This window comes from Celeribacter naphthalenivorans (assembly GCF_020524585.1).
In the GTDB taxonomy this organism is placed as follows: domain Bacteria; phylum Pseudomonadota; class Alphaproteobacteria; order Rhodobacterales; family Rhodobacteraceae; genus Celeribacter; species Celeribacter naphthalenivorans.
Map to the genome: position 1 here is coordinate 378303 of NZ_JAIVLK010000001.1, position 20651 is coordinate 398953.

General features: G+C 59.7%; 22 protein-coding genes. 11 read left to right on the plus strand and 11 right to left on the minus strand.

What is annotated here, in order from left to right:
* Positions 1 to 684, minus strand: a complete 684-nt coding sequence (locus LC094_RS01855) for a P-loop NTPase family protein (protein WP_226549658.1) — start codon at positions 682 to 684, stop codon at positions 1 to 3.
* Positions 685 to 686: 2 nt separating this feature from the next.
* Positions 687 to 1769 (minus strand): AI-2E family transporter, encoded by a 1083-nt coding sequence (locus tag LC094_RS01860; RefSeq protein WP_226549661.1) that lies wholly within the window; start codon positions 1767 to 1769, stop codon positions 687 to 689.
* A gap of 170 nt (positions 1770 to 1939) precedes the next feature.
* On the opposite strand from LC094_RS01860, the gene proS reads away from it, so the two are divergent.
* From proS to LC094_RS01880, 4 genes are all read left to right on the plus strand, one after another.
* Entirely contained in the window at positions 1940 to 3277 is a 1338-nt protein-coding gene (gene proS, locus LC094_RS01865) for a proline--tRNA ligase (RefSeq protein WP_226549665.1), read from the plus strand.
* A 139-nt stretch (positions 3278 to 3416) separates the two neighbouring features.
* Positions 3417 to 3923, plus strand: coding sequence for a DUF2937 family protein (locus tag LC094_RS01870; RefSeq protein ID WP_226549668.1), 507 nt, complete (start codon positions 3417 to 3419; stop codon positions 3921 to 3923).
* 122 nt (positions 3924 to 4045) lie between these two features.
* Positions 4046 to 5341: a lipoprotein-releasing ABC transporter permease subunit gene (locus tag LC094_RS01875; protein WP_226549672.1), complete on the plus strand. Its 1296-nt coding sequence runs from the start codon at positions 4046 to 4048 to the stop codon at positions 5339 to 5341.
* A complete protein-coding gene (locus LC094_RS01880) occupies positions 5334 to 6032 on the plus strand; it encodes an ABC transporter ATP-binding protein (protein ID WP_226549675.1) in 699 nt (232 codons plus the stop codon). The genes LC094_RS01875 and LC094_RS01880 overlap by 8 nt, the downstream gene beginning before the upstream one ends.
* On the opposite strand, the gene LC094_RS01885 is transcribed toward LC094_RS01880, so the two are convergent.
* The 4 genes from LC094_RS01885 to parE all read right to left on the minus strand — a co-directional run bounded on the left by LC094_RS01885 (position 6011) and on the right by parE (position 10589).
* Positions 6011 to 6970 carry a phosphotransferase gene (locus LC094_RS01885; RefSeq protein ID WP_226549678.1) on the minus strand — a complete coding sequence of 320 codons (960 nt, stop codon included), beginning with the start codon at positions 6968 to 6970 and terminating at the stop codon, positions 6011 to 6013. The two genes, LC094_RS01880 and LC094_RS01885, sit on opposite strands and share 22 nt — an antisense overlap.
* A 77-nt stretch (positions 6971 to 7047) precedes the next feature.
* On the minus strand, positions 7048 to 7470 hold the full coding sequence (locus LC094_RS01890; RefSeq protein WP_226549681.1) for a hypothetical protein: 423 nt from the start codon (positions 7468 to 7470) through the stop codon (positions 7048 to 7050).
* A gap of 218 nt (positions 7471 to 7688) precedes the next feature.
* The gene (locus LC094_RS01895; RefSeq protein WP_226549685.1) at positions 7689 to 8624 is read right to left on the minus strand and encodes an STM4504/CBY_0614 family protein; all 936 of its coding nucleotides are present in this window, start codon (positions 8622 to 8624) and stop codon (positions 7689 to 7691) included.
* A gap of 9 nt (positions 8625 to 8633) precedes the next feature.
* Positions 8634 to 10589, minus strand: a complete 1956-nt coding sequence (gene parE, locus LC094_RS01900) for a DNA topoisomerase IV subunit B (protein WP_226549689.1) — start codon at positions 10587 to 10589, stop codon at positions 8634 to 8636.
* A gap of 172 nt (positions 10590 to 10761) precedes the next feature.
* On the opposite strand from parE, the gene LC094_RS01905 reads away from it, so the two are divergent.
* Complete coding sequence (locus LC094_RS01905; protein ID WP_226549692.1) at positions 10762 to 11733, plus strand: glycosyltransferase; 972 nt, start codon at positions 10762 to 10764, stop codon at positions 11731 to 11733.
* 151 nt (positions 11734 to 11884) lie between these two features.
* Positions 11885 to 12871 (plus strand): polyphosphate kinase 2, encoded by a 987-nt coding sequence (ppk2, locus tag LC094_RS01910; RefSeq protein ID WP_226549696.1) that lies wholly within the window; start codon positions 11885 to 11887, stop codon positions 12869 to 12871.
* A 52-nt stretch (positions 12872 to 12923) separates the two neighbouring features.
* On the opposite strand, the gene queC is transcribed toward ppk2, so the two are convergent.
* Together queC and LC094_RS01920 are read right to left on the minus strand one after the other, a co-directional pair.
* Positions 12924 to 13616 carry a 7-cyano-7-deazaguanine synthase QueC gene (gene queC / locus LC094_RS01915; protein WP_226549699.1) on the minus strand — a complete coding sequence of 231 codons (693 nt, stop codon included), beginning with the start codon at positions 13614 to 13616 and terminating at the stop codon, positions 12924 to 12926.
* 82 nt (positions 13617 to 13698) lie between these two features.
* Positions 13699 to 14643, minus strand: a complete 945-nt coding sequence (locus LC094_RS01920; RefSeq protein WP_226549703.1) for an isopenicillin N synthase family dioxygenase — start codon at positions 14641 to 14643, stop codon at positions 13699 to 13701.
* A gap of 169 nt (positions 14644 to 14812) precedes the next feature.
* Here LC094_RS01920 and LC094_RS01925 point away from each other — a divergent pair, with 169 nt between their 5' ends.
* A complete protein-coding gene (locus LC094_RS01925) occupies positions 14813 to 15289 on the plus strand; it encodes a GNAT family N-acetyltransferase (RefSeq protein ID WP_226549705.1) in 477 nt (158 codons plus the stop codon).
* Between the two features lie 9 nt (positions 15290 to 15298).
* On the opposite strand, the gene LC094_RS01930 is transcribed toward LC094_RS01925, so the two are convergent.
* A complete protein-coding gene (locus LC094_RS01930) occupies positions 15299 to 15742 on the minus strand; it encodes a DUF983 domain-containing protein (protein ID WP_226549708.1) in 444 nt (147 codons plus the stop codon).
* Positions 15743 to 16035: 293 nt separating this feature from the next.
* Between LC094_RS01930 and LC094_RS01935 the strand changes: the two genes are divergently transcribed.
* The 4 genes from LC094_RS01935 (at position 16036) to LC094_RS01950 (ending at position 18515) form a co-directional block, all read left to right on the plus strand.
* Positions 16036 to 16803: an EF-hand domain-containing protein gene (locus LC094_RS01935; RefSeq protein WP_226549711.1), complete on the plus strand. Its 768-nt coding sequence runs from the start codon at positions 16036 to 16038 to the stop codon at positions 16801 to 16803.
* Between the two features lie 91 nt (positions 16804 to 16894).
* Entirely contained in the window at positions 16895 to 17485 is a 591-nt protein-coding gene (locus LC094_RS01940) for an RNA polymerase sigma factor (protein WP_226550344.1), read from the plus strand.
* Positions 17472 to 17927: a hypothetical protein gene (locus tag LC094_RS01945; protein ID WP_226549714.1), complete on the plus strand. Its 456-nt coding sequence runs from the start codon at positions 17472 to 17474 to the stop codon at positions 17925 to 17927. The genes LC094_RS01940 and LC094_RS01945 overlap by 14 nt, the downstream gene beginning before the upstream one ends.
* Positions 17928 to 17930: 3 nt before the next feature.
* Positions 17931 to 18515 carry a periplasmic heavy metal sensor gene (locus tag LC094_RS01950; protein ID WP_226549717.1) on the plus strand — a complete coding sequence of 195 codons (585 nt, stop codon included), beginning with the start codon at positions 17931 to 17933 and terminating at the stop codon, positions 18513 to 18515.
* A 49-nt stretch (positions 18516 to 18564) separates the two neighbouring features.
* Here the strand turns inward: LC094_RS01950 and LC094_RS01955 are convergent, their stop codons facing one another.
* Positions 18565 to 19062: a hypothetical protein gene (locus LC094_RS01955; protein WP_226549722.1), complete on the minus strand. Its 498-nt coding sequence runs from the start codon at positions 19060 to 19062 to the stop codon at positions 18565 to 18567.
* 79 nt (positions 19063 to 19141) lie between these two features.
* The gene (locus tag LC094_RS01960; protein WP_226549725.1) at positions 19142 to 20518 is read right to left on the minus strand and encodes a diguanylate cyclase domain-containing protein; all 1377 of its coding nucleotides are present in this window, start codon (positions 20516 to 20518) and stop codon (positions 19142 to 19144) included.
* Positions 20519 to 20651: the final 133 nt, after the last annotated feature.

Genomic DNA, 20651 nt, shown 5'->3' on the forward strand with positions numbered 1-20651 from the left:
TTACGCGTCGGCGGGAAAGAGGCTCTGGGCCAGACCGCGCGAAATAGGCTTGCCGGCCCTTAGCGCTTCGCGATCGAGTGTCTCGACCATCTGGCGCACCGCACCGGCCGAGCGTTCCATGCGTTTCACGAGCCAGGGGATCAGCGCCACAGGGACGGTGATCTGCCGGTCCTCGAATTGTTTCACCAGCATGGCCATGAGCAACATGTCATCGGGCGGATCGATCCGGGTCACCGTGGTGCCCTGCATCCGAGACGCCAGATCGGGCAGGGTGAGCGCCCAATGATTGGGAGCGGTGCGCGCCGTGACCAAAAGCCGACCGCCTTCGGCCAAGGTCAGGTTGTGCAGGTGAAACAGTGCGTTTTCCGCCGCTTGCGGATCGGCCAGCTCCGGCATGCGGTCGGCGTCCTCGACCACCACGGAGCGCTGGGTTGCCAGAGCAGGAATATCGGCCTCGCTCAACTCGGCGACAGGGACGATCACGCCCTCATGCTCGGCGGCAAAGACATGCGCCATATGGGTTTTGCCCGAGCCGGGAGACCCAATGAGGACCAGTTTGCCCGAGGGCCAAGTGGCCACGGAATCGAGGGTCGCGATGGCCATGGCATTGGAGGGCGCGACGAAAAACGTATCGCGCCCAAGCACCTCGCGGGTGGGAAGATCGAGAATAAGCTGTTGGGCCATGGTCAGACGTCTTCTGCCTCTGGGTCTTCATCGGCGCTGAGGCCCCGATAGAGCCGACTGTCGTGATATTGGTGGATGCCAAAGCGCGCTACGACACCGAGGGCGGCGGCCACCGGCACGGCGATCAACATGCCGACAAAGCCAAACAAAGTGCCAAAGGCGGAGAGCGCAAAGATCAGCCAGACGGGATGCAGCCCGATGGAGGAGCCGACGAGGTTCGGGGTCAGGATATTGCCCTCGACGAATTGGCCGATGGCGAAGATCGCGACCACGGCGGCGATCCATTGCCATTCGCCCCAGAACTGGAACAGCGCAAGGCCGATGGACAAAAGTCCACCAACGATGGCGCCGACGTAAGGAATAAAGGTCAAGGCGCCTGCCACAGCCCCCGCGACGAGGCCGAATTTGAGACCCACGAGCATGAGGCCTGCGGCGTAAAACGTGCCGAGGATCAGGCAGACGGTGCCTTGGCCGCGGATGAAAGAGGCCAAGGTGCTGTCGATGTCGGAGGCGAGGCGACGGATGACCGGCGCGTGATCGCGCGGCAAAAGCCCGTCGATCTTGGCGACCATCCGGTCCCAATCCATCAAGAGATAAAAGGTGATCACCGGCACCAGAACCAACAGCATCACGACGTTGAAAAGGCTCATCGCAGAGGCCAGCGCGGTCGAGAGCAATTCTCCGCCCTTCGACTGGATCGTCTCGCCAATCTTGACGAGGGTCTGACGCAGCTGGCTGCCTTCATCGAGGAGGGTGGGGAATTTCTCGGTCAGGAAATTCTGGAGATTGTTGATCAATTCGGGCGCGATATTGACCAGATCCGTCGTCTGATTGATCAGCGTCGGAATGACCAGAAGCGCGATGAGCACAAAAAGCACCGCCGCGACCAAGGTGATCACCACCGTGGCGGCAATGCGGCTAAAGCCCCAGCTCTCCAACTTGTCGGCGACCGGGTCGAGCATATAGGCTACGGCCATGCTGAGCACAAAAGGCAGAATGACATTGCCCAAAAGCCACAACAACGCGAGGAACACCGCCGCAGCGACCCCCCAATATTTCATCTGATCGCGGACAGGTAATGCCATGACGCCCCTTTGCCTTTTCTTCCATATCGCGCGTGCTGACATGGGTTTCAAGGGGAAGAGGGCGCAACCGCAGCGCTGATTTGCCAGAGGCCGAAAACTTGCGCAGTCTTGTTTGTGCTCTGGCGATCGCTTAGACCGTTGCAAACACTGATCACTTGAGGGCTCCGCCTATGCGTTTGTCGCGCTATTTCCTTCCGGTTTTGAAAGAAACCCCGTCCGAGGCACAAATCGTGTCGCACCGTCTGATGCTGCGCGCCGGCATGATCCGCCAGCAATCTGCTGGCATCTATTCCTGGCTGCCGCTGGGCTATAAGGTGCTCAAGAATATCGAGCGGATCGTGCATGAAGAACAACAACGCGCGGGCCACATCCCGGTCTTGATGCCGACGATGCAGTCGGCGGACCTGTGGCGTGAATCCGGGCGCTATGATGCCTATGGCGATGAGATGCTGCGGATCACCGACCGGCATGGTCGCGATATGCTGTTTGGGCCGACCAACGAAGAGATGATCACCGACATCTTCCGTGGCTATGTGAAGTCCTACAAAGACCTGCCGCTGACGCTCTATCAAATCCAGTGGAAATTCCGCGACGAAATCCGTCCGCGTTTCGGCGTGATGCGGGGCCGCGAGTTCTTTATGAAAGACGGCTATACCTTTGATTTGACGATGGATGACGCGCTCCACGCCTATAACCGTCACCTCGTGAGCTACCTGCGCACCTATGAGCGCATGGGGCTTCAGGCGATCCCGATGCGTGCGGACGGTGGCCCGATTGGCGGCGATTACACCCATGAATTCCTCGTGCTGGCCGAAACCGGCGAATCCGAGGTGTTCTACGACAGCCAGATCACCGATCTGAAATTCGGCGACCGTGAGATCGACTTTGACAGCGTCGAACAGTGTCAGGCCGTGCTCGAAGAGTTTACCTCGCGCTACGCCCGCACCGATGAGACCCACGACGAAGCGATCTTTGCCGAGGTGCCAGAAGAGCGCCGCCGCAGCGCGCGCGGCATCGAAGTCGGTCAGATTTTCTACTTCGGCACGAAGTATTCCGAATCCATGGGCGCGACTGTCCAAGGCCCGGATGGCAAACCTGTGCCTGTGCACATGGGGTCGCATGGCATCGGCGTGTCGCGTCTCTTGGGCGCGATCATCGAGGCCAGCCACGACGACAAAGGCATCATCTGGCCGGAGGGCGTGACGCCCTTCCACGTTGGCATCGTCAATCTGAAACAGGGCGACGAAGAGGCCGATGTCGCCTGTGAGGCGCTCTATAAGTCCTTCGAAACCTTGGGCCTCGAGGCGCTTTATGATGACCGCAACGAACGTGCGGGCGGCAAATTCGCCACCATGGATCTGATCGGTCTGCCGTGGCGCATCACCGTCGGGCCGCGCGGTCTCAAGAACGGCGTGGTCGAAGTGACCTGCCGCAAGACCGGCGAGAGCGAAGAGATGACGCCGGAGCTGGCGGTCGAGAAAATCGTGAAAATCTACGCGGGTCTCTAACGACAGATCGGCGAGTTTTCGCGAGACTTTGAAAAAACGGGGGCGGGGCATTTGTGTCTCGCCCCCGAATCCTTTTAGCCTACTTGCCATAGAATTTCCGCGTCAGACGGAAACCGCAGCAGACGGATGAGAGGCAAATATGTTGAGAGCACTCGCCCTTTCGGGCGGCCTGTTGGGGGCCGCCGTTGTGTCCCAGTTTCCTGAGTTCACCCAGCAATACACACAGCGCTTAGGCGGTCAGGTCGAGGCCCTGCAAACGGTCATCGCCGATTTCGACGCCTCCGCCACCCGCGCCGAGATGACCCGCGAAGAGGCTCTGGCCTCGATGGGCGGCTCGGTGTTTCTCGAAAACCGCCGCCGCGACATGCGCAACACCATCGACCGCCATGCGCGCTTGTCGGAGGATTTGACAGTGCTGAAAGAGGCCTCGCCTCTGGAGCGTCTGACCATGCCGCAACGCGTCGCCGACACGGTTCTGGCGCGCGCCACCTATGACGACTTCCGCCCTGCTTTGCCCCTGACGCTTGAGGGCGGTATTTCCGCGCTTGTCGGTTATCTGGGCGGCTGGCTGGCGGTCAGTGGCGTGTTGGCGCTTTTGGCCTGGCCGTTCCGTCGGCGCAAATCGCAGGCCGGTCTCACGTTTTAATCCGCGTCCCTCACGCGGCTTTCATCGCGTTTCATCGCAAGAGGCCGCGTATCGGGCCGGGCAGCGCTTGACCTTTCTGCGGCCAAAGGGTTTGGTCTGGCAAAGTTTTCAGGAGCCTTTTCGTGAACGCGGCCAGAACGACCAAGCCCTTTTCCCGCTTCGAGTGGAAAATCGCCTTTGCCTACCTGCGCGCGCGGCGCGACGAGGGAGGCGTGTCCGTGATGACATGGATTTCGCTGATCGGCATCACCTTGGCCGTGGCGGCCCTGATCATCACGCTTGCCGTGCGCACCGGATTTCGCGCCGAATTCGTCGATACGATTCTGGGCTCCAACGCCCATGTGACCGTCTATTCCTCGATCTACGTGACTGAAGAGGGCACCACCTCGCGCGCGCTCACCGATTACGACGGCTGGGCCGAAAAACTCCGCGCCGTGCCGGGTGTGACCCGCGCAGCACCTCTGGTGCGTGGTCAGGTCATGGTCTCGTCGCGTGGCACCAATGCGGGCGTCGAGGTCTATGGCATTTCGCCTGAGGATCTGATGACCATCCCGCGTGTTGCGATTGAGCCTGATCAACATTGGGGCGACGTGACGCGGTTCTCCGAAGGCATCGCCATCGGCTCCGGCGTGGCGCGCGATCTGGGTGTCACGGTGGGCGATAAGATCAAGCTGATCTCGCCTGATGGGGCCAAAACCGCCTTTGGCACTAGCCCGCGTGTGTCGTCTTTCGAGGTCGTTTATGTCTTCTCTGCCGGGCGCTATGATATTGATAAGACACGCGCTTATCTCCCGTTCGCCGAGGCGCAGAAGTTCTTTAACCGCGAGGGGGCAGCCGACGAAATCGAAGTCATGATCGAGCATCCCGAGGCGGTCGATGACATGGCGATCCCTCTGCTGCAAGCGGTCGGAGAGCACGGCATGGTCTGGACTTGGCGCGATGCTTCGGGGTCCTTCCTGCGCGCCTTGGACATCGAGGACAACGTGATGTTCGTGATCCTCTCGGTGCTGGTGCTGATCGCCGCGATGAACATCGTGTCGGGCCTCATCATGTTGGTGAAAAACAAGGGCCGCGACATCGGCATCCTGCGCACCATTGGCCTGACTGAGGGCTCCATTCTGCGTGTTTTCTTCATCTGCGGCGCCATTACCGGCGTCTTGGGCACGCTCTTCGGCGTCATTCTCGGGTCGCTGTTTGCGATCTACATCGACCAAGTGCTGAGCTTTGTGAACTGGCTCAATGGCGGTGGGGCATGGGATCCGTCGATCCGGGGCATCTATGAATTGCCCGCCGAGTTGCGTGCCGTCGATATTCTCAAAGCGGTGTCTTTGTCCTTGGGGCTCTCTTTCATCGTGACCATTTTCCCGGCCCGCCGCGCGGCCCGCATGAATCCTGTGGAGGCGCTGCGCTATGAATGATCAAAACGCGCGTGAAATGTTGTCCCTGACGGGCGTCGCCAAGACCTATAACGCCGGCAAACCCAACGAAGTCGACGTGCTGCGTGGCATCGACCTAACGGTGTCTCGTGGCGAGATCGTCGGCCTTATCGCGCCGTCTGGTGCGGGCAAATCGACGCTTTTGCACATTGCGGGGCTGTTGGACTTGCCGGACAGCGGATCGGTCAAAATCGCAGGCGAGGAGATGACGGGCTTGGGCGACAAGCCCCGCACCGCCATGCGCCGCGCGGGCGTGGGGTTCATCTATCAGTTCCACCACTTGCTGCCGGAATTCACCGCGCTCGACAACGTTATCCTGCCGCAACTTGCCAATGCCGTGCCGGAGGCCGAGGCCTCGGAGCGTGCGATGGGATTGCTGGAGAAAGTCGGCGTCGGCAAACGCGCCCAGCACCGGCCCTCGGCACTCTCGGGCGGCGAACAGCAGCGCGTTGCATTCTGTCGCGCTTTGGCGAACAAGCCGGGGCTGTTGCTGGCGGATGAACCCACCGGCAACCTCGACCCGGAAACCTCGGATTTGGTGTTCGACGTGTTGATGGGCTTGGTGCGCGACGAGGGCTTGTCCGCGCTGATTGCCACGCACAACCTTGAATTGGCGGCGAAAATGGACCGTGTGGTGCGGCTTTCGAACGGTCAACTCATCGATGCAACATAGCGTTCGGCCATCTTATTGCGCCGGTAGACCGCTCGCTCAGACCAATGTTCGCAACGCTTAAAGCTGTTGAGCAGTTCGACACCTAAGAAGAATGGCAAGAGGCGATCTAGTTCTCCTTCTGGGAGGATGGTGCGAAATGGTGCGATTAGTCGATCATTTAGACCCAATGTGCTGCCTTGCGTGTCCGAAAAGGCGTTGGTTCGGATCAAGAAATAGGCAATTTCTTGGGCGACCGGGCGTCTGTTTTGAGCATGAAAATCAATCGCATACACAGTGTTCTCGTCATAGATCAAATTGCCGAGCTGAAAGTCTCCGTGCCCGGGGGATTGTGTGACTGGCCCTGAGGCAGCAGGTAAAGCCATGTATGCGACCTCCCGCACTTTATCATGCAGCTTTTCGAACTTGGATGCAGCGCGCTCCTCGGAGGCAGATAAAGGGGCATCTTGGTTCAATACCTTTCGCCAATAGTTTCCGGCCAGACCGTTGATCGAGTGGTTTCTTCTGATGATTTCTGCGAGCCACATCGCAGCCCCCTGGATCAAATAGTCGGGCGGTGCTGCGTCAAGTTTCAATGATAGCGTTCCGGTATGCCCAGGACAGAGACGCGTTGCATAGAGGCTGAGGTTTGGTCGGCAGAACAGAAATTCGGCTGCGCGCGCAGGCCCTGACACACCGAGCAAGCCGGCTCGCACACACAGGGCTTGAACCTCGCCTTCCAATCGCTCTACGGCCCGCTCCCCAAGAAACAGTTTTACGATCGCGTTTGGTGAATTTGTTTCGGCAGTTTCATGGAGAGAGGGCCCGCTCTTGTCGTGCCAGTGCGCATAGAAAACAGCACGTTCCGGCATGTGTTTGATTGCCGAGACAAGCCGTAACTTGTTTCGCAAAGAGTGCTCGGCATCAATATTAGATTGGAGTTGGGCCATGAGATCAAACATGGCGCAGACTATGTCTCGCCTGAGCGGGAGCGTCAAAGTGCTTTTCGCTCCAGCTCTGTTGTGAAGGTGAGCCGCTCTCAGTTGTTAACGATGTTGTTGTAAATCCCCATCGCGGTGATGACGATGGCCGCGTCGCGGGCGATTTTATAGATCGTATCGCCGGAAATGGCATAGCGGTCGCGGCCCGGATCGGGCAGGCCATAGCGCCCGTAATCGCGCAGGATGGTGTAGCCGTCGGGCAGGCGGTCGCCCTTGGCAAAGCCTTTGCGCTCGGCGCAGTTCTTGGCGATGCCGGGGGGCAGGGAGGTGCGCTTGCCCTCACGGATTTGCTTTTCAATGCCGGGCGGAAGATCGCAGCCCGCCGGGATATGCACCCGCACGTGACCTGCGTTGCCATTGCCATGCCCGTTGCCATGCTTGAGCTTGTTCGGATTGGCAAAAGCCGGGCTCGCCGCCAAAAGCGTGAGGGTGATGAGAGTTGTGGTTTTCAAGCGGGTCATGTGCGCCTCTGATTTGTTTTCAGAGAGTATAACGCGGGGGCCGAGGGAAGGGTTCCCCTCAGTTCGGGGATGGGCGGAAGGGTGCCGAGGGGGTGGCCCTTCGGTCAAAGCAGTTTGGAACTGGGTGCACTTGCGATTGCTTTGGCAATCGCCAAGCATCCTGCCCGCCACACATGCGGGATGCTTGGTATGTTTGCTATTTGGGCCGAAGAATGTGTTCAATCTGATGCGTTTTGATCGCTTGCTCGCGCAAGTAAGTTTATATTTGCCGCTGTCACATTGATGCAGAAATCAACCATAGCATTCGGAATATTCTTCTTGATGGCTCCTTGGCCATGGCCTGAAGTCTTATTGCGAACAGTTGGCAAACCGGATTCCAAAATTGATCTTAGAGAATTGAATTCATTCGTAAGATATTTCGGAATAAGTTCAGCTCGGAAAACGCGTTCGATCAATTTACTAGCAGGTAGGTTTTCGATCTCTTGCTCTCTGTGTTCCGTGAGTACGATTTTCATGACGCTCTCAAAACACTTTAGACAATCAGCAATTGCCTCTTGGTTTTTCTGATTTTTTTGGTGTTCGATCGCCGACCTGAATTCTTCGTTTGCGTTGGAAAATCTTTTCTCGTTAAGGATTTTTAGGGCGGGAAGAATGTTCTGTTGATGAAGATGAAGGGAGTCGATCCTCATTATTTGTTCATTCTCAAATTGATACCCGGTGCTATCTTCCCTAAATCGAACGTTTAATTCTTTTATGGCTGTGTGACCAATATCAGCCCAATCGTATCTACCGCTTTCGGCACGAATGGCGATGAGTTTAAAAGACAATTCTATGACATCTAAAACTCTTTCAATTTTCTCTTCTTGGAGAAAAAAGTTTATTAGTTCATGAAACTCATCTTTTGCATTGTGGCGGTCTTCAACAAGGCAAAATACGCCATATTCTCTTCTTAGAGCTCGTACTAACGATGTGTACGATTCGTGAGCATCTGCGTGTCCGTAGCCTCTAAAATCGTCATATGAGCCGAGAGCATCATTCCATATATGGACAATTTGTGTTCGAAGCTTTTGACTGATTTTTTCGTACTGAAAAACATCGTCGACTGAACTTTGAGCTCGCTTTTTACGTTTGGAGAAAAGGTCAAAAACAACCATTAATCGCTCCTACACATCCAATTCCTCAACAAACCGCGCATTCTCCTGGATGTACTGGAACCGCAACTCCGGCTTTTTCCCCATCAAACGCTCCACCAGATCGGCGGTTTCGCCCGGTTCGTCTTCGTCAATCGTCACCCGAATGAGCTTGCGCGTCGCCGGGTCCATCGTGGTTTCTTTCAAATCCTTGGCGTCCATTTCGCCAAGACCCTTAAACCGTGACACGTCGATTTTGCCTTTGCCGCCAAGGCCTTTCTCCAACCACATATCGCGCTCCGCCTCATCCAGACAGTAGACGCGTTTTGCGCCCTGCGTCAGGCGGTAGAGCGGCGGGCAGGCGAGGTAGAGGTGGCCTTGGTCGATGAGGGGGCGCATCTGGGTGTAGAAGAATGTCATCAGAAGCGAGGCGATGTGGGCGCCGTCGACGTCCGCGTCGGTCATGATGATCACGCGTTCGTAGCGCAGGTCATCGACGTTGAACCGCGTGCCCATGCCGACGCCGAGCGCTTCGCACAGATCCGAGATTTCCTGGTTCGACGTGAGTTTGTTGGAGGCGGCGCCGAGCACGTTCAGGATTTTACCCTTCAAGGGCAGCAAGGCCTGCGTCTCGCGTTTGCGCGCGCCCTTGGCGGAACCACCGGCCGAGTCGCCCTCGACGATAAACAGCTCGGTGTTCGAGCGGTCTTTCGAGGTACAGTCGGTGAGCTTGCCCGGCAGACGGAGTTTCTTGGTCGCGGATTTGCGCTGGGTCTCTTTTTCCTGACGGCGGCGCATGCGTTCTTCGGCGCGGAGCACCAGAAAATCGAGGATGGCACCGGCGGATTTCGTATCGGCGGCGAGCCAATTGTCGAAGTGATCGCGCACGGAGTTTTCCACCAGACGCGCGGCCTCGGTGGTGGCGAGGCGGTCCTTGGTCTGGCCGACAAACTCAGGATCGGAGATGAAACAGGAGACCAAAGCACAGCCGCCGGTGATCAGGTCATCGCGGGTGATGTCCTTGGCCTTGCGGTTGCCGACCAGCTCGCCATAGGCCTTCACGCCCTTGAGGATCGCGGCCCAGAACCCGGTTTCATGCGTGCCGCCCTCGGGCGTCGGCACGGTGTTACAATAGGACTGGATGAAGCCATCGCGCGACGGCGTCCAGTTGATCGCCCATTCGACCTTGCCCGGCACACCAAAGCGCGCACCGAATTCGACCGTACCCGCGAAGGGGCGTTCGGAATAGGTGGAGGCGGTGCCCAGCGTCTCGGACAGATAATCCGCCAGACCGCCGGGGAAGTGAAAGGTGGCCTCGGTGGGCGTCTCGCCATCGTCGATCTCGCTTTTCCAGCGGATTTCGACGCCGGAAAAGAGATAGGCCTTGGAGCGCGCCAGAGTGAAGAGGCGTTTGGGTTTGAAACGATGCGAGCCGAAGATTTGCGCATCGGCGTGGAATTTCACCGAGGTGCCGCGCCGGTTGGGGGCGGCGCCGATTTTCTCGACCGGACCTTCGGGGATACCGCGGGAGAACCGCTGCTCAAAAAGTTCCTTGTTCTTGGCGACCTGCACGACCATCAGGTCAGACAGAGCGTTCACCACAGAGGAACCAACGCCGTGCAAACCGCCCGAGGTCTGATAGGCCTTGCCGGAGAATTTACCGCCCGCGTGGAGCGTACAGAGAATGACTTCGAGCGCGGATTTGCCGGGAAATTTCGGGTGCGGGTCGATCGGAATGCCGCGCCCGTTGTCGGTGACGGTGACGGAATAATCGGCATGAAGGATCAGCTCGATCCGGTTGGCATGGCCCGCGACGGCCTCGTCCATCGAGTTGTCGAGAATCTCGGCCACAAGGTGATGCAGCGCGCGCTCGTCCGTGCCGCCGATATACATGCCGGGGCGTTTGCGCACGGGCTCAAGCCCCTCCAACACCTCGATGGAAGATGCATCATACTCGTCAGGGCCGTTGGCCAGCAGGTCGTCGGACATATAAAGAGGCTCGATTTTTTGTGTTTCTCTGATCGTCCATTAGACCATTGCATGAAGTCGGGGGCAATATCTTGTAGGGGTATGGGGAAAAATTACAGATTTTTCCAGTTTTCGGGCCGCGCTTCTATGATAAAATCTTCCGAATAAATCTTGGCTATACCCGGGGGGGAACATGTCATATCGGAACGTGGCGATTATCGTCGAATGGGAAAATGCGCTTTTGGCGGAGCTTGAGCGCCCCAAGGAAATGTTGCGCCGTTTGCAAGGCCAAGCCATTGCGTTCGCACAGCGCGAGGGCTGTCGATTTCATCTCGTGATTGCGTATAACCCGCATGATGTGGACATCGCGGTGCCCCAAGGGGCCGTGGACGATTGTATCGATGAAGAAAGCTGGCCGGGAACGGTGACCTTCATGGATGCGGGAGATCGGCATTATTACGCGTTGAAAACCCATGCGGTCGCTCAGCGCGATGAGGATTTGATTGTTTTCGTCGACAGCGATGTGGTGCCGGAAGAGGGCTGGCTCGAGGCGTTGCTGACCCCGTTTCAGGATCCCGAGGTACAGATCGTCGGCGGAAATACCTATCTCGACACACCGGACACGACGGGAAAGGCGTTTGCGCTCTTCTGGTTTTTCAAACCCAAGCGCAGTTTGCCGCAGTTGAGCACCCGGCGCAGCTTTTTCGCCAATAATCTGGCCATCCGAAAAGCGACCTTCGAAGCGCATCCTTTCCCCGAAGCACAGGCCTATCGCGGTCAATGCAACGAAATGGCACGGGCGCTGATCAAGGATGGGATTGCGATTCATTCGGCGGGAGCTGCGTGGATGTCCCATCCGGCGCCGAACGGGGTGAGTCACATCCTGAACCGTGCGGCGGCGAAGGGGTTCGACAATGTGTATTGGAACCGCCAGCGCAAGGCGGGGTGGCTCAAGGCCAGTCCGATCGGCGCCGTGTTTCGCCTGTTGCGTACCGTCCTACAGTTGCCGTCGCGGGTTGTGTCGCGCAATCGGGACTTGCATTTCGGCCTGATCGGCGGCGCGCTCGGCGCTTTGGGGGGCATCGGCTATGCCTTGATCGTGTTCCTCTCCGAACTTGTCTCTTGGATCGCTCCGCGTTTTGTCAAACGCCATGTGTCGGTCTGAGACCCTAAAAGGCGCCGGATAAAACGGCACATTGGGGCAGGGCGTCGAAAACCTTGCCCCAGATCAAGGAAAGGCAAAGCGGTTTCCTGTAACAGGGGGGTGACAAGCGCAGAGTTTGCCTCGCGTTGCCCACCGATGGAGATATGCCCGCATGACGACGCCTTTGAAACCCGCCGCCAATACCCCCGCTGTTGTCGAACCCGTGGCGGACACTGCGCCGGTTGCGGCCTCTGAGGCGGCGGTGCATGGCGGGCCGAAAAGCTTTCCGACCGTGACGCCGGACAAAATCCGCGCCGCTTTCGAGAGTGGCAAATACCCCTATCGCAAAAAGATGACTCGCATGGAATATGAGCGCACCAAAGTGGCGCTTCAGGCGGAGTTGTTGAAGGCACAGCTTTGGGCACAGAAGACCGGCGACAAATTCGTTTTGCTCTTCGAAGGCCGTGATGCAGCGGGCAAGGGCGGCACGATCAAACGCTTCATGGAGCATTTGAATCCGCGTCATGCCCGTGTCGTGGCGCTCAATAAACCGACCGACGAGGAGCGCGGGCAGTGGTTTTTCCAACGCTATGTCGAACATCTGCCGACCAGCGGCGAATTCGTGCTCTATGACCGCTCGTGGTACAACCGCGCGGGCGTCGAGCGGGTGATGGGGTTTTGTAGCCCGAACGATTATCTCGAATTCATGCGCCAAACGCCCGAATTCGAACGGATGCTGACGCGGTCAGGGATCAAGCTTTATAAATACTGGTTCTCAGTGACCCAAGCCGAACAGCAACGCCGGTTCAAGGCGCGGGAAACCGATCCTCTGAAACAATGGAAACTCTCGCCCATCGACAAGGCCTCGCTGGACAAATGGGACGATTACACCGAGGCGAAAGAGGCGATGTTTTTTTACACGGACACGGCAGATGCGCCTTGGACCATCGTCAAGTCGAATGACAAGAAACGCGCCCGGATCGAATGTATGAAGCATTTCCTGATGACACTCGACTATCCCGACAAGGACGAGGAGCTGATCGGGGAACCCGATCCGCTGATCGTTGGCCACGCGGGCCATGTGGTGCATAGGGCCGAGCATATTCTGGGCACGGCGCTCCACCCGGAGGCGCGGCGGGGCCGGAACGGCAAGGTTTAATCGCATATCGCAAGGGTCGCGTCTCTGAGGCGGGGCTTTTGCTTTGGGTATCTCAGGCGTTTGCGATCGCCGCTTTCCAGAACTCCGGATCATCGTACTCTGTCGGGTCCTCAATGCCCGCAAGATAAAACGCTTCACGCCGTTCGACACAGGTGCCACAGCGCCCGCAATGCCGCGCGCCGCCTTTGTAGCAGGACCAAGTGTCGGCAAAGGGCGTGCTTGCGGCAGCCCCTGCGGTGACAATATCGGCTTTGCTCTGATGCACGAAAGGCGTCGAGAGCCGGATGTCGGCATAGCCGTCGAGCGCGGCTTTTTGCATCGCCTCGAAGGCCTCGGTGAAGGCCGGGCGACAGTCCGGGTAGATGAAATGATCGCCGCCATGCACGGCGGTGGCGACCGCCTCATCCCCTGCGGCGGCGGCGATCCCGAAGGCGATGGTCAACATGATGGCATTGCGATTGGGCACGACGGTGATTTTCATCGTCTCCTCGGCGTAATGCCCGTCCGGCACGTCGATGTCATCGGTGAGCGCCGAGCCGGTCAGCGCCGCACCGATGGGGCGCATGTCGATGATCTGATGCGGGACTTTGAGGCGTTCGGCGGCAAGCGCCGCGAACTCCACTTCCTTGGCGTGGCGCTGGCCGTAATCGAAGGAGACCAGACGCGACAGATCGCCTGTGGCGGCCAGTACATAGGCGAGCGACACGGAATCCAATCCGCCGGAGCAGATGACGAGAGTTTTCATGGGTTTAGTCCTTGTTTTGTAACCGGGTAGGCTGCGACCGGTGGTGCTGTTGTGCGTGTTTGGGCGCCAGCGCGCAAGACGCTTAGCCGTTTGCGGCGGCGAATTTGCTCATCAAGTAGGGGCCTGAGGTCACAGTCTCGGAGGCCGGTCCGGAGAGCGGCTTCACTTCGGCATGCCAGTTCGGCTGATGGAAATAGGCAATCGACATGCGCCGACGGGTGGCCCAATTGGGCGGGGTCACAACCCGGTGCAAGGTCGAGGTCCAGCGCCCACCGGTCCAGAGCGTCATGAGATCGCCGATGTTGATCACAAAGGCGCCGTCGATCGGTGGCACGCCTTTCCAAACGCCTTCGGGTGTCAAAATCTCCAACCCCTCAGAGCCGGGTTCGGGCAAAAGGATCGTCAGCGAACCATAGTCGGTATGGGCACCGGCGCGGAGCTGTTTCTCCTTGGGCGCCTTGTCTTGCGCCGGGTAATTCAGCGCCCGCATGCCGGAGATCGGCGTGGTGATATAGGGCGTGAAATGATCGTCAGGCAGGGTCAAGGCAACCGCGAAAACCTCCATGATCCGCGCGGCCAAGGCCTCCATCTCGGCGTAATAGCCGCGCCATGCCTCTTTGAAGCCGGGCAGAGCCGGGAAGGGGGTCGGTGCATAGCAAAAGGCCAAAGCGTCCGGGTCGGTCTCGCCCGGCGGGATGGCGGCGGGGCCACCGTTGAAGCTTTCCTTGAGATCGGGCGGCGTGTCTTCGCCGCGCGATTTGGCCAAGGCTTCGGTGCCCGGGCCGAGATAGCCGTAGGGGCCGCCGGGAGGCGGGGCGACGGCGTGTTTTTCCTCCGGCGATTGCTCGAAAAAGGTGCGGGCCTGCGACCAAAGCGCGTCGATCACCTCTTGCGGCACGCCATGGCCGGTGACCGCGAGAAAGCCGGTTTCTCGACAAATGCGATCCACCTCGGCGCCGATGGCCGCGCGCCCCTCGGCATCGGCGGATTGGAAGGCGGAGAGATCGAGAAGCGGAAAATCGGTCATGTGGCAGGTCTTTCTATTCAGGTCGGGCCGATCTGAAAGGCGCTGGCAGGACATGTCAATCACTTGCTTTGAAAGCCTTTTGCACAGGGCTGTTGCGCGCGGGCCCAGGCCCTATAATTGTGCAGCTCTGGCCCCATGCTGCGGCCTTGTCACAGACGTCGGGGCGTGGATGAGTGCGCGTATGACGGAACATGTGGACATCCTCTTGCGCCGGGCCGAGGGCGCGGACGCCGCCGCGATCACCGGTTTGGTGAGGGCGGCCTTTGCGCCATACACGCCCTTGATCGGCAAGCCGCCCGCGCCTGCGCTCTATGACTATGCGCCGCTGATCGAGACGGGGCGGGTGCGTGTGGCGATCTCAGCCGCGCAGATCCTTGGCGTGATCTACACTTATGCGGAGGACGACGGTGGCGTGATGCTCGATGTGCTGGCGGTCTCTGAGGCGGCGCGGGGGCGGGGGATCGCCATGCGGCTCATTCTGGAGGCCGAAGCCCGTGCTCGCAGAGACGGCGCGGCGGTGATGCGGGTCTATACCAATGCGGTGATGTCGGGGCCTCAGCGGCTCTATCCCAAACTTGGCTACACCGAGACCCATCGTGGCAAAAGCGATGGTTACGACCGGATTCATTACGAAAAGCAGCTTTAGCTGGCGTCCTTAAGTCTCGTCGCCGCCAAAGCCATGCATCCGCTTGGCCCATTGAAAGGCGACGATCATGCCCTTGAACCGTGGCAACAAATAAAGCGACAGCAAGACCGTGCCGGTGGCGAAAATCGCAATGAGCGTCAGAGGGTCGGGGCGGAATTCGATGAAAACCCAGCCCAAAAGCGGCGCCATCAGGTGGCCGACAATGAGAATGGTCAAATAGGCCGGGCCGTCGTCCGCCCGGTGGTGATGCAAAGCCTCGCCGCAGACCGGACATTCATCACGCACTTTGAGATAGCTTTTCAGCATCGGCCCCCCGCCACAGGCCGGACAGCGGCGTTTCCAGCCCCGCAACAAGGCCGGGCGCAGCTCGCGCAGGCCATCGCCAGCGGGATTGTCAGTGGAACTGAACCTGGCGGCGGTCTCGTTTGGCAAATGTGTCTGTGTCTCTGTCATATGCGATGCGCCTCTTTCGTGCGGGAGATGGCGTAATACGTTTCGTCCTTTTTGTAGGGGGCGCAAATTGTCCTTGCGGCGCGATGTCGCGCAGCTGTCAGCCCTGACGGGCCTCTCCTCCTCCATTGGCACACCATGGCCAAGGATCACGGCTCTGTGAAGGGAATTCTTTGAGGGCCTGCGACGGAACCCCCGATCTGGCGCGTTTAGAGAGCATAGAAAGCGCGGGTGGAGCGGTCACAGACCGACGTCACAGACCGGCCGCGCCAAACAGACCTGAAAGAGGGAAAACCATGAAACGTAAAACGCTGATCTCCGCTGTCGCTCTTGTTGCGGTTCTGGGAGGCACCTTTGGCGCCTATGCTGCGGGCTACGGCGCGCAGGGGCATGGTCCGCAAGAGCGCGGCATGAGAGGCCAAATGCAACAGATGGGCGGCATGTCACCGTTCGGGTCGAATTTCGATTTTGCGACGGTGGATGCCAATGACGACGGCAAGATCACCCAAGACGAGATCGACGCCTTCCGCGCGGCGCAATTTGCCGAAATAGACGCGAATGGCGATGGCACAGTGGATGCGGAGGAGCTTTTCGCGCATCAGGAAGCCCAACGTGTGGCCCGGATGCAGGCTCGCGCTGCGGCGATGATCGAGAATCGCGACAGCGATGGCGACGGGCTTTTGAGTGCCGAAGAGATGCAAAGCCCGCGCGCGGGCCGAATGTTCAGCCGGTTGGATCGCGATGGTGACGGGGCCGTGAGCGAAGAAGAGTTGAGCCTGATCTCGCGTCAGGGCATGGGCCGGATGGAGGGCCGTCAAGGCCTGCAACAGGGTCAGAAATTTGCGCGCATGGGCGGGCATCACGGTCAATACCACGGCCAGATGATGCAGGGTTCGAACCACGGGTGCATGATGATGCAAGGTCACATGCGTGGACAGATGCAAGGGCAGGGCCAAGGGCAGGGGATGGGCTATGGCCCGATGTCCGGCCCGCAAGCGCCCGTTCAACACGTCCCTGCTCAACAAGTCCCGGCACCGGACGCTCCGGCGACGGACGGCAACTGAGCCAGAAACCGGTCGGGGGCGATTGTGCCCCTGACCCTCACCTCAGGACATGATGGACCCGCAAGCTTGAGTGAGATACGCAGACCCGGTGATGACCATGCCCTTCGACGCCCTCAATGACGTGTCTGACGAAGCTTTGCTGATTTCCTTCGGCAATGGCGACAGGGAGGCTGCCCGCGCCCTGACGATGCGTCTTACGCCAAAGGTGCTTGGCTATTCCGCACGATTGCTCAAAGATCGCGCGGAGGCCGAAGACGTGGCCCAGGAGGCCATGCTCCGGCTTTGGAAAATCGCGCCAGACTGGCGTCAGGGCGAGGCGCAGGTGAGCACATGGCTCTACCGCGTGGTCACCAATCTGTGCACCGACCGGTTGCGCAAGAAGCGCGGGAAGGGGCTCGACGAGATCGCCGAGCCGGAAGACGAACGGCCCTCTCAGGACGCGGTGCTGATGCAGCGTCAGAGGGTGGATGCCTTGCAGGTGGCGCTGGACAGCTTGCCGGATCGCCAACGCGAGGCGGTGGTGCTGCGCCACATCGAAGGCTTGGGCAATCCCGAGATTGCCGAAGTTCTGGACATCAGCGTCGAGGCGGTGGAAAGCCTGACCGCCCGAGGCAAACGTGCGCTGGCCAAGGCTCTGGCCTCTCAGCGCGAAATATTGGGGTTCGAAAATGACGGATCGTAACGACACACGGAACGAGGTGACGGAGATGTCACTGGACGCGCTTTTTAAAGAGGTGCGGGACGCGACGCCTTTGCCGTCTGGCGATCTCATGGCGCGGGTTCTGGCCGATGCCGAAGGCGTGATCGCAACCCGCGAGGCCGAGGAGGTCGCCCGGATCAATGCCTTGCGCCCGAAACAGCGCCATCCTGTTGTGGCGGCGATGGTCGCGGCGCTTGGCGGTTGGCGGGCGGTTGCCGGTCTGGCGACGGCGGGTGTCGCGGGGCTGGCCATCGGGCTCGGCGCGCCGATGACGGTCACCACACTTGCGACCGGCAGCTATGCGGACAGTGCCGCGAGCTATGAGACCACGAGCTATAGCGCCACGACCTATGCGACCGGCGAAAGCGGAAATGCGCTCGACGATCTGGTGCCGAGCTTTTACGATCTGGCGTCTGAGGGGTAATCCATGAGCGATAAAATGACACAACCCGGCCCGTCCGGAGATGCCACCAAGAAAAAGGGCATCCGCTGGAGCCGCATCGTGCTTGTGGGGTCTCTGGCGTTGAACATCGCGGTGTTGGGGGTTGTCGGCGGGGCCTTGTTGCGCTGGGACGCGGGGATGGACCGGGCCAAGGCGCTTCAGGCGCGTGATTTCGGCTTTGGGCCTTTTGTGGGCGCCTTTGATACGCAGGAACGCCGGGCTTTGGGGCGGGCGTTCAGACGGTCCGCGGGGGATCCGCAAACCGCACGCAGCCAAGTGCGCGAGATGTTCGAAACCATGGTGACGACGCTCAAGACCGAGCCCTTCGACGCGGCGGCCTTCGAGGAGCTGCTTTTGCGCCAGCAAAAGAATTTCTCGGACCGACAGGAGATCGGTGCGCGATTGGTGGTCGAGCAGATTGAGGCGATGAGTGCCGAGGAGCGCATGGCCTATGCGGATCGGCTGGTCGAGGCGCTCAAACGCCCGCCACAACGTCCGCGCGATGGTGGGCCGGGTGGTCCGCACGGCAATGGGCGTGGAGATGGCCCGCCGCGCCAAGGTGAAGATTGAGAAAGTCTCGCCTTTTCAGTGAGCTGCGCTGCGATCCTCTTGTGGTGCGTTAGTCGACGGGGTGATCCGCAAGGAAGCCCGAACAGGTGACTTCGCTCGCATCCTCAAGGAGTGTCCATTCCGATTTGATGGCGTAGCTGACCTTTTCCGGTCCGAAGGTTGCCAGATACCAATCGGACAGGCGCTCGGCGGTTTCTGACGTGCCAAGTGACAGATGCTGTCCGGGCGACGTGCCCGGACCACGGTAATAGAACTCCGGATGCGCTTTGTGCAGCGCCGGGTCTTCTTCATAGGCGCAGATGCTGACAAAGGGCATCCCGGCCACAGTGAGCCCGCCTTGCAGTTTCCAGCAACTGAGGCTGTCATAGCCGATGTTGACTTCAGGGATGATTTTCTCCGCCTCGGCAAGCTCCGTCAAAATGGCGAGGGACTGAGGCGGCGCGTCACAGGACAATTCCTCAAGGATCATGCGCTCCAGAGGGGAGAGGGCCAAGCTGGCAGAGGGGAGACCCACCGCCAGAAGAAGAGTTGTGAAACCTGCGTGCATGAATGACCTGCTGACCTTTGGGCGTTCCTTCGCGGGACTGGAGCATGGCGGGGGCAAGGTTTCAAGAGGGCGCGGCCTTTCACGCGGCGTGGGAGCCCAGGGTCACCTGATTGCGCCCCTCGGCCTTGGCGGCATAAAGCGCGCGGTCGGCGATCTCCAAAAGCGTGTCGATGTCATGAGATTCCGCGCCGCCCATGGCCAGACCGATGGAGGCGGAGACCGTCACCGGCGTGCCGTCAGGGGCAACGGCGGCAGGTCGGGCACAGATCGTGGCGCGCAGGCGTTCCGCCACAGCGCGGGCTTCCATCAGCGTCGTCATCGGCATGCAGACCAAAAACTCCTCGCCGCCGAACCGCGCCAGCAAATCCATGCTGCGCAAGCTGTCGCTTAAGCGTTTCGCCACATCGATCAGCACCGCGTCGCCGGTGGCGTGACCATAGGTGTCGTTGACCGTTTTGAACTTGTCGATGTCCAGAAGCATCACCGCGAAATGTTGGTGATTGTCGCGCGCGTCGCGGGCGAGTTTCTCCAGATGCGGCATGGCGTAATGGCGATTGTAGAGCCCGGTCAGCTTGTCGCGGGTGGCCAGACGCAGGCCTTCGTCGAGCGTCAATTTCAACAGATCGGCCTCTTTCTTGCGCCGCATCTGGGTGCGCAGGCGCAGGGCCATTTCTTCCGGGTCGGCGCCGCGGGTGATCAGATCGTTGGCCCCGAGATCGAGCGCCATGAGGGCCTCGCGCCGATCCTGCGGACCATGCACGACGACGATCCCGGCATTCCGCGTCGTCTCACGCGCGCGCAGATCGGAGATCAGCCGCATGCCCTCGCTCGACCCACCGGCCTGAGCGGAAATCACGTAAAGATCGGCCACCTTGCCGTGGTAAATCGATTCCAACAGATGATCGGCCCGTTCGATGGCAATCTCGTCATGCACCATGCCCTTTAGCCCCGCACGCCAGGTCATAGCCTCCTCGGAGGTGGAGCCGATGAGGGCGATTTTTCCGGGGGTGGCGTAGTGGCTCGCGGCCTCGGAAAAGCCCAGGGCATGCGCCGTTTCATTGCGGCGGCGCAGCTCTTCGGAGGTGGCGGAGGCGCGCATGAGGGCACGCACCCGCGCGGTCAGGGTCAATTCATCGAGCGGTTTCGACAGGAACTCATCGGCGCCAGCTTTGAGTGCGGCGATCTTCGCCTCAGGCTTTTGCGCGGGCGTGATGATCGCAACGGGAATATGCGCGGTGAGCGGATCGGCCTTGAGGGTCGCACAGGCGTCATAGCCGCTCATGTCGCCGAGATCGCTGTCAAGGATGATGAGGTTCGGCCGCGTTTCTCGCGCGAGCGTGAGCGCCTCCTGCCCGGTCGGAGCCTGTGTCACATCGTAGAAGGCCGAAGACAGTTTGACCTTCAGGATGATCCGATTGGTCGGCACATTGTCCGCGATGAGAATCCTGCCTGCCATATCTTTTGCGCGTCCTCTGTAACGGGTCTGCCGGGCGCTTTTGGCCTCGGGGGCGGGGGACGCAGCCTGTGTCTGCGATGCCCGTCTTGCTGAACCACTGGGTCTCTTTTGTTGCGGTCTGTTGTATTTCTGG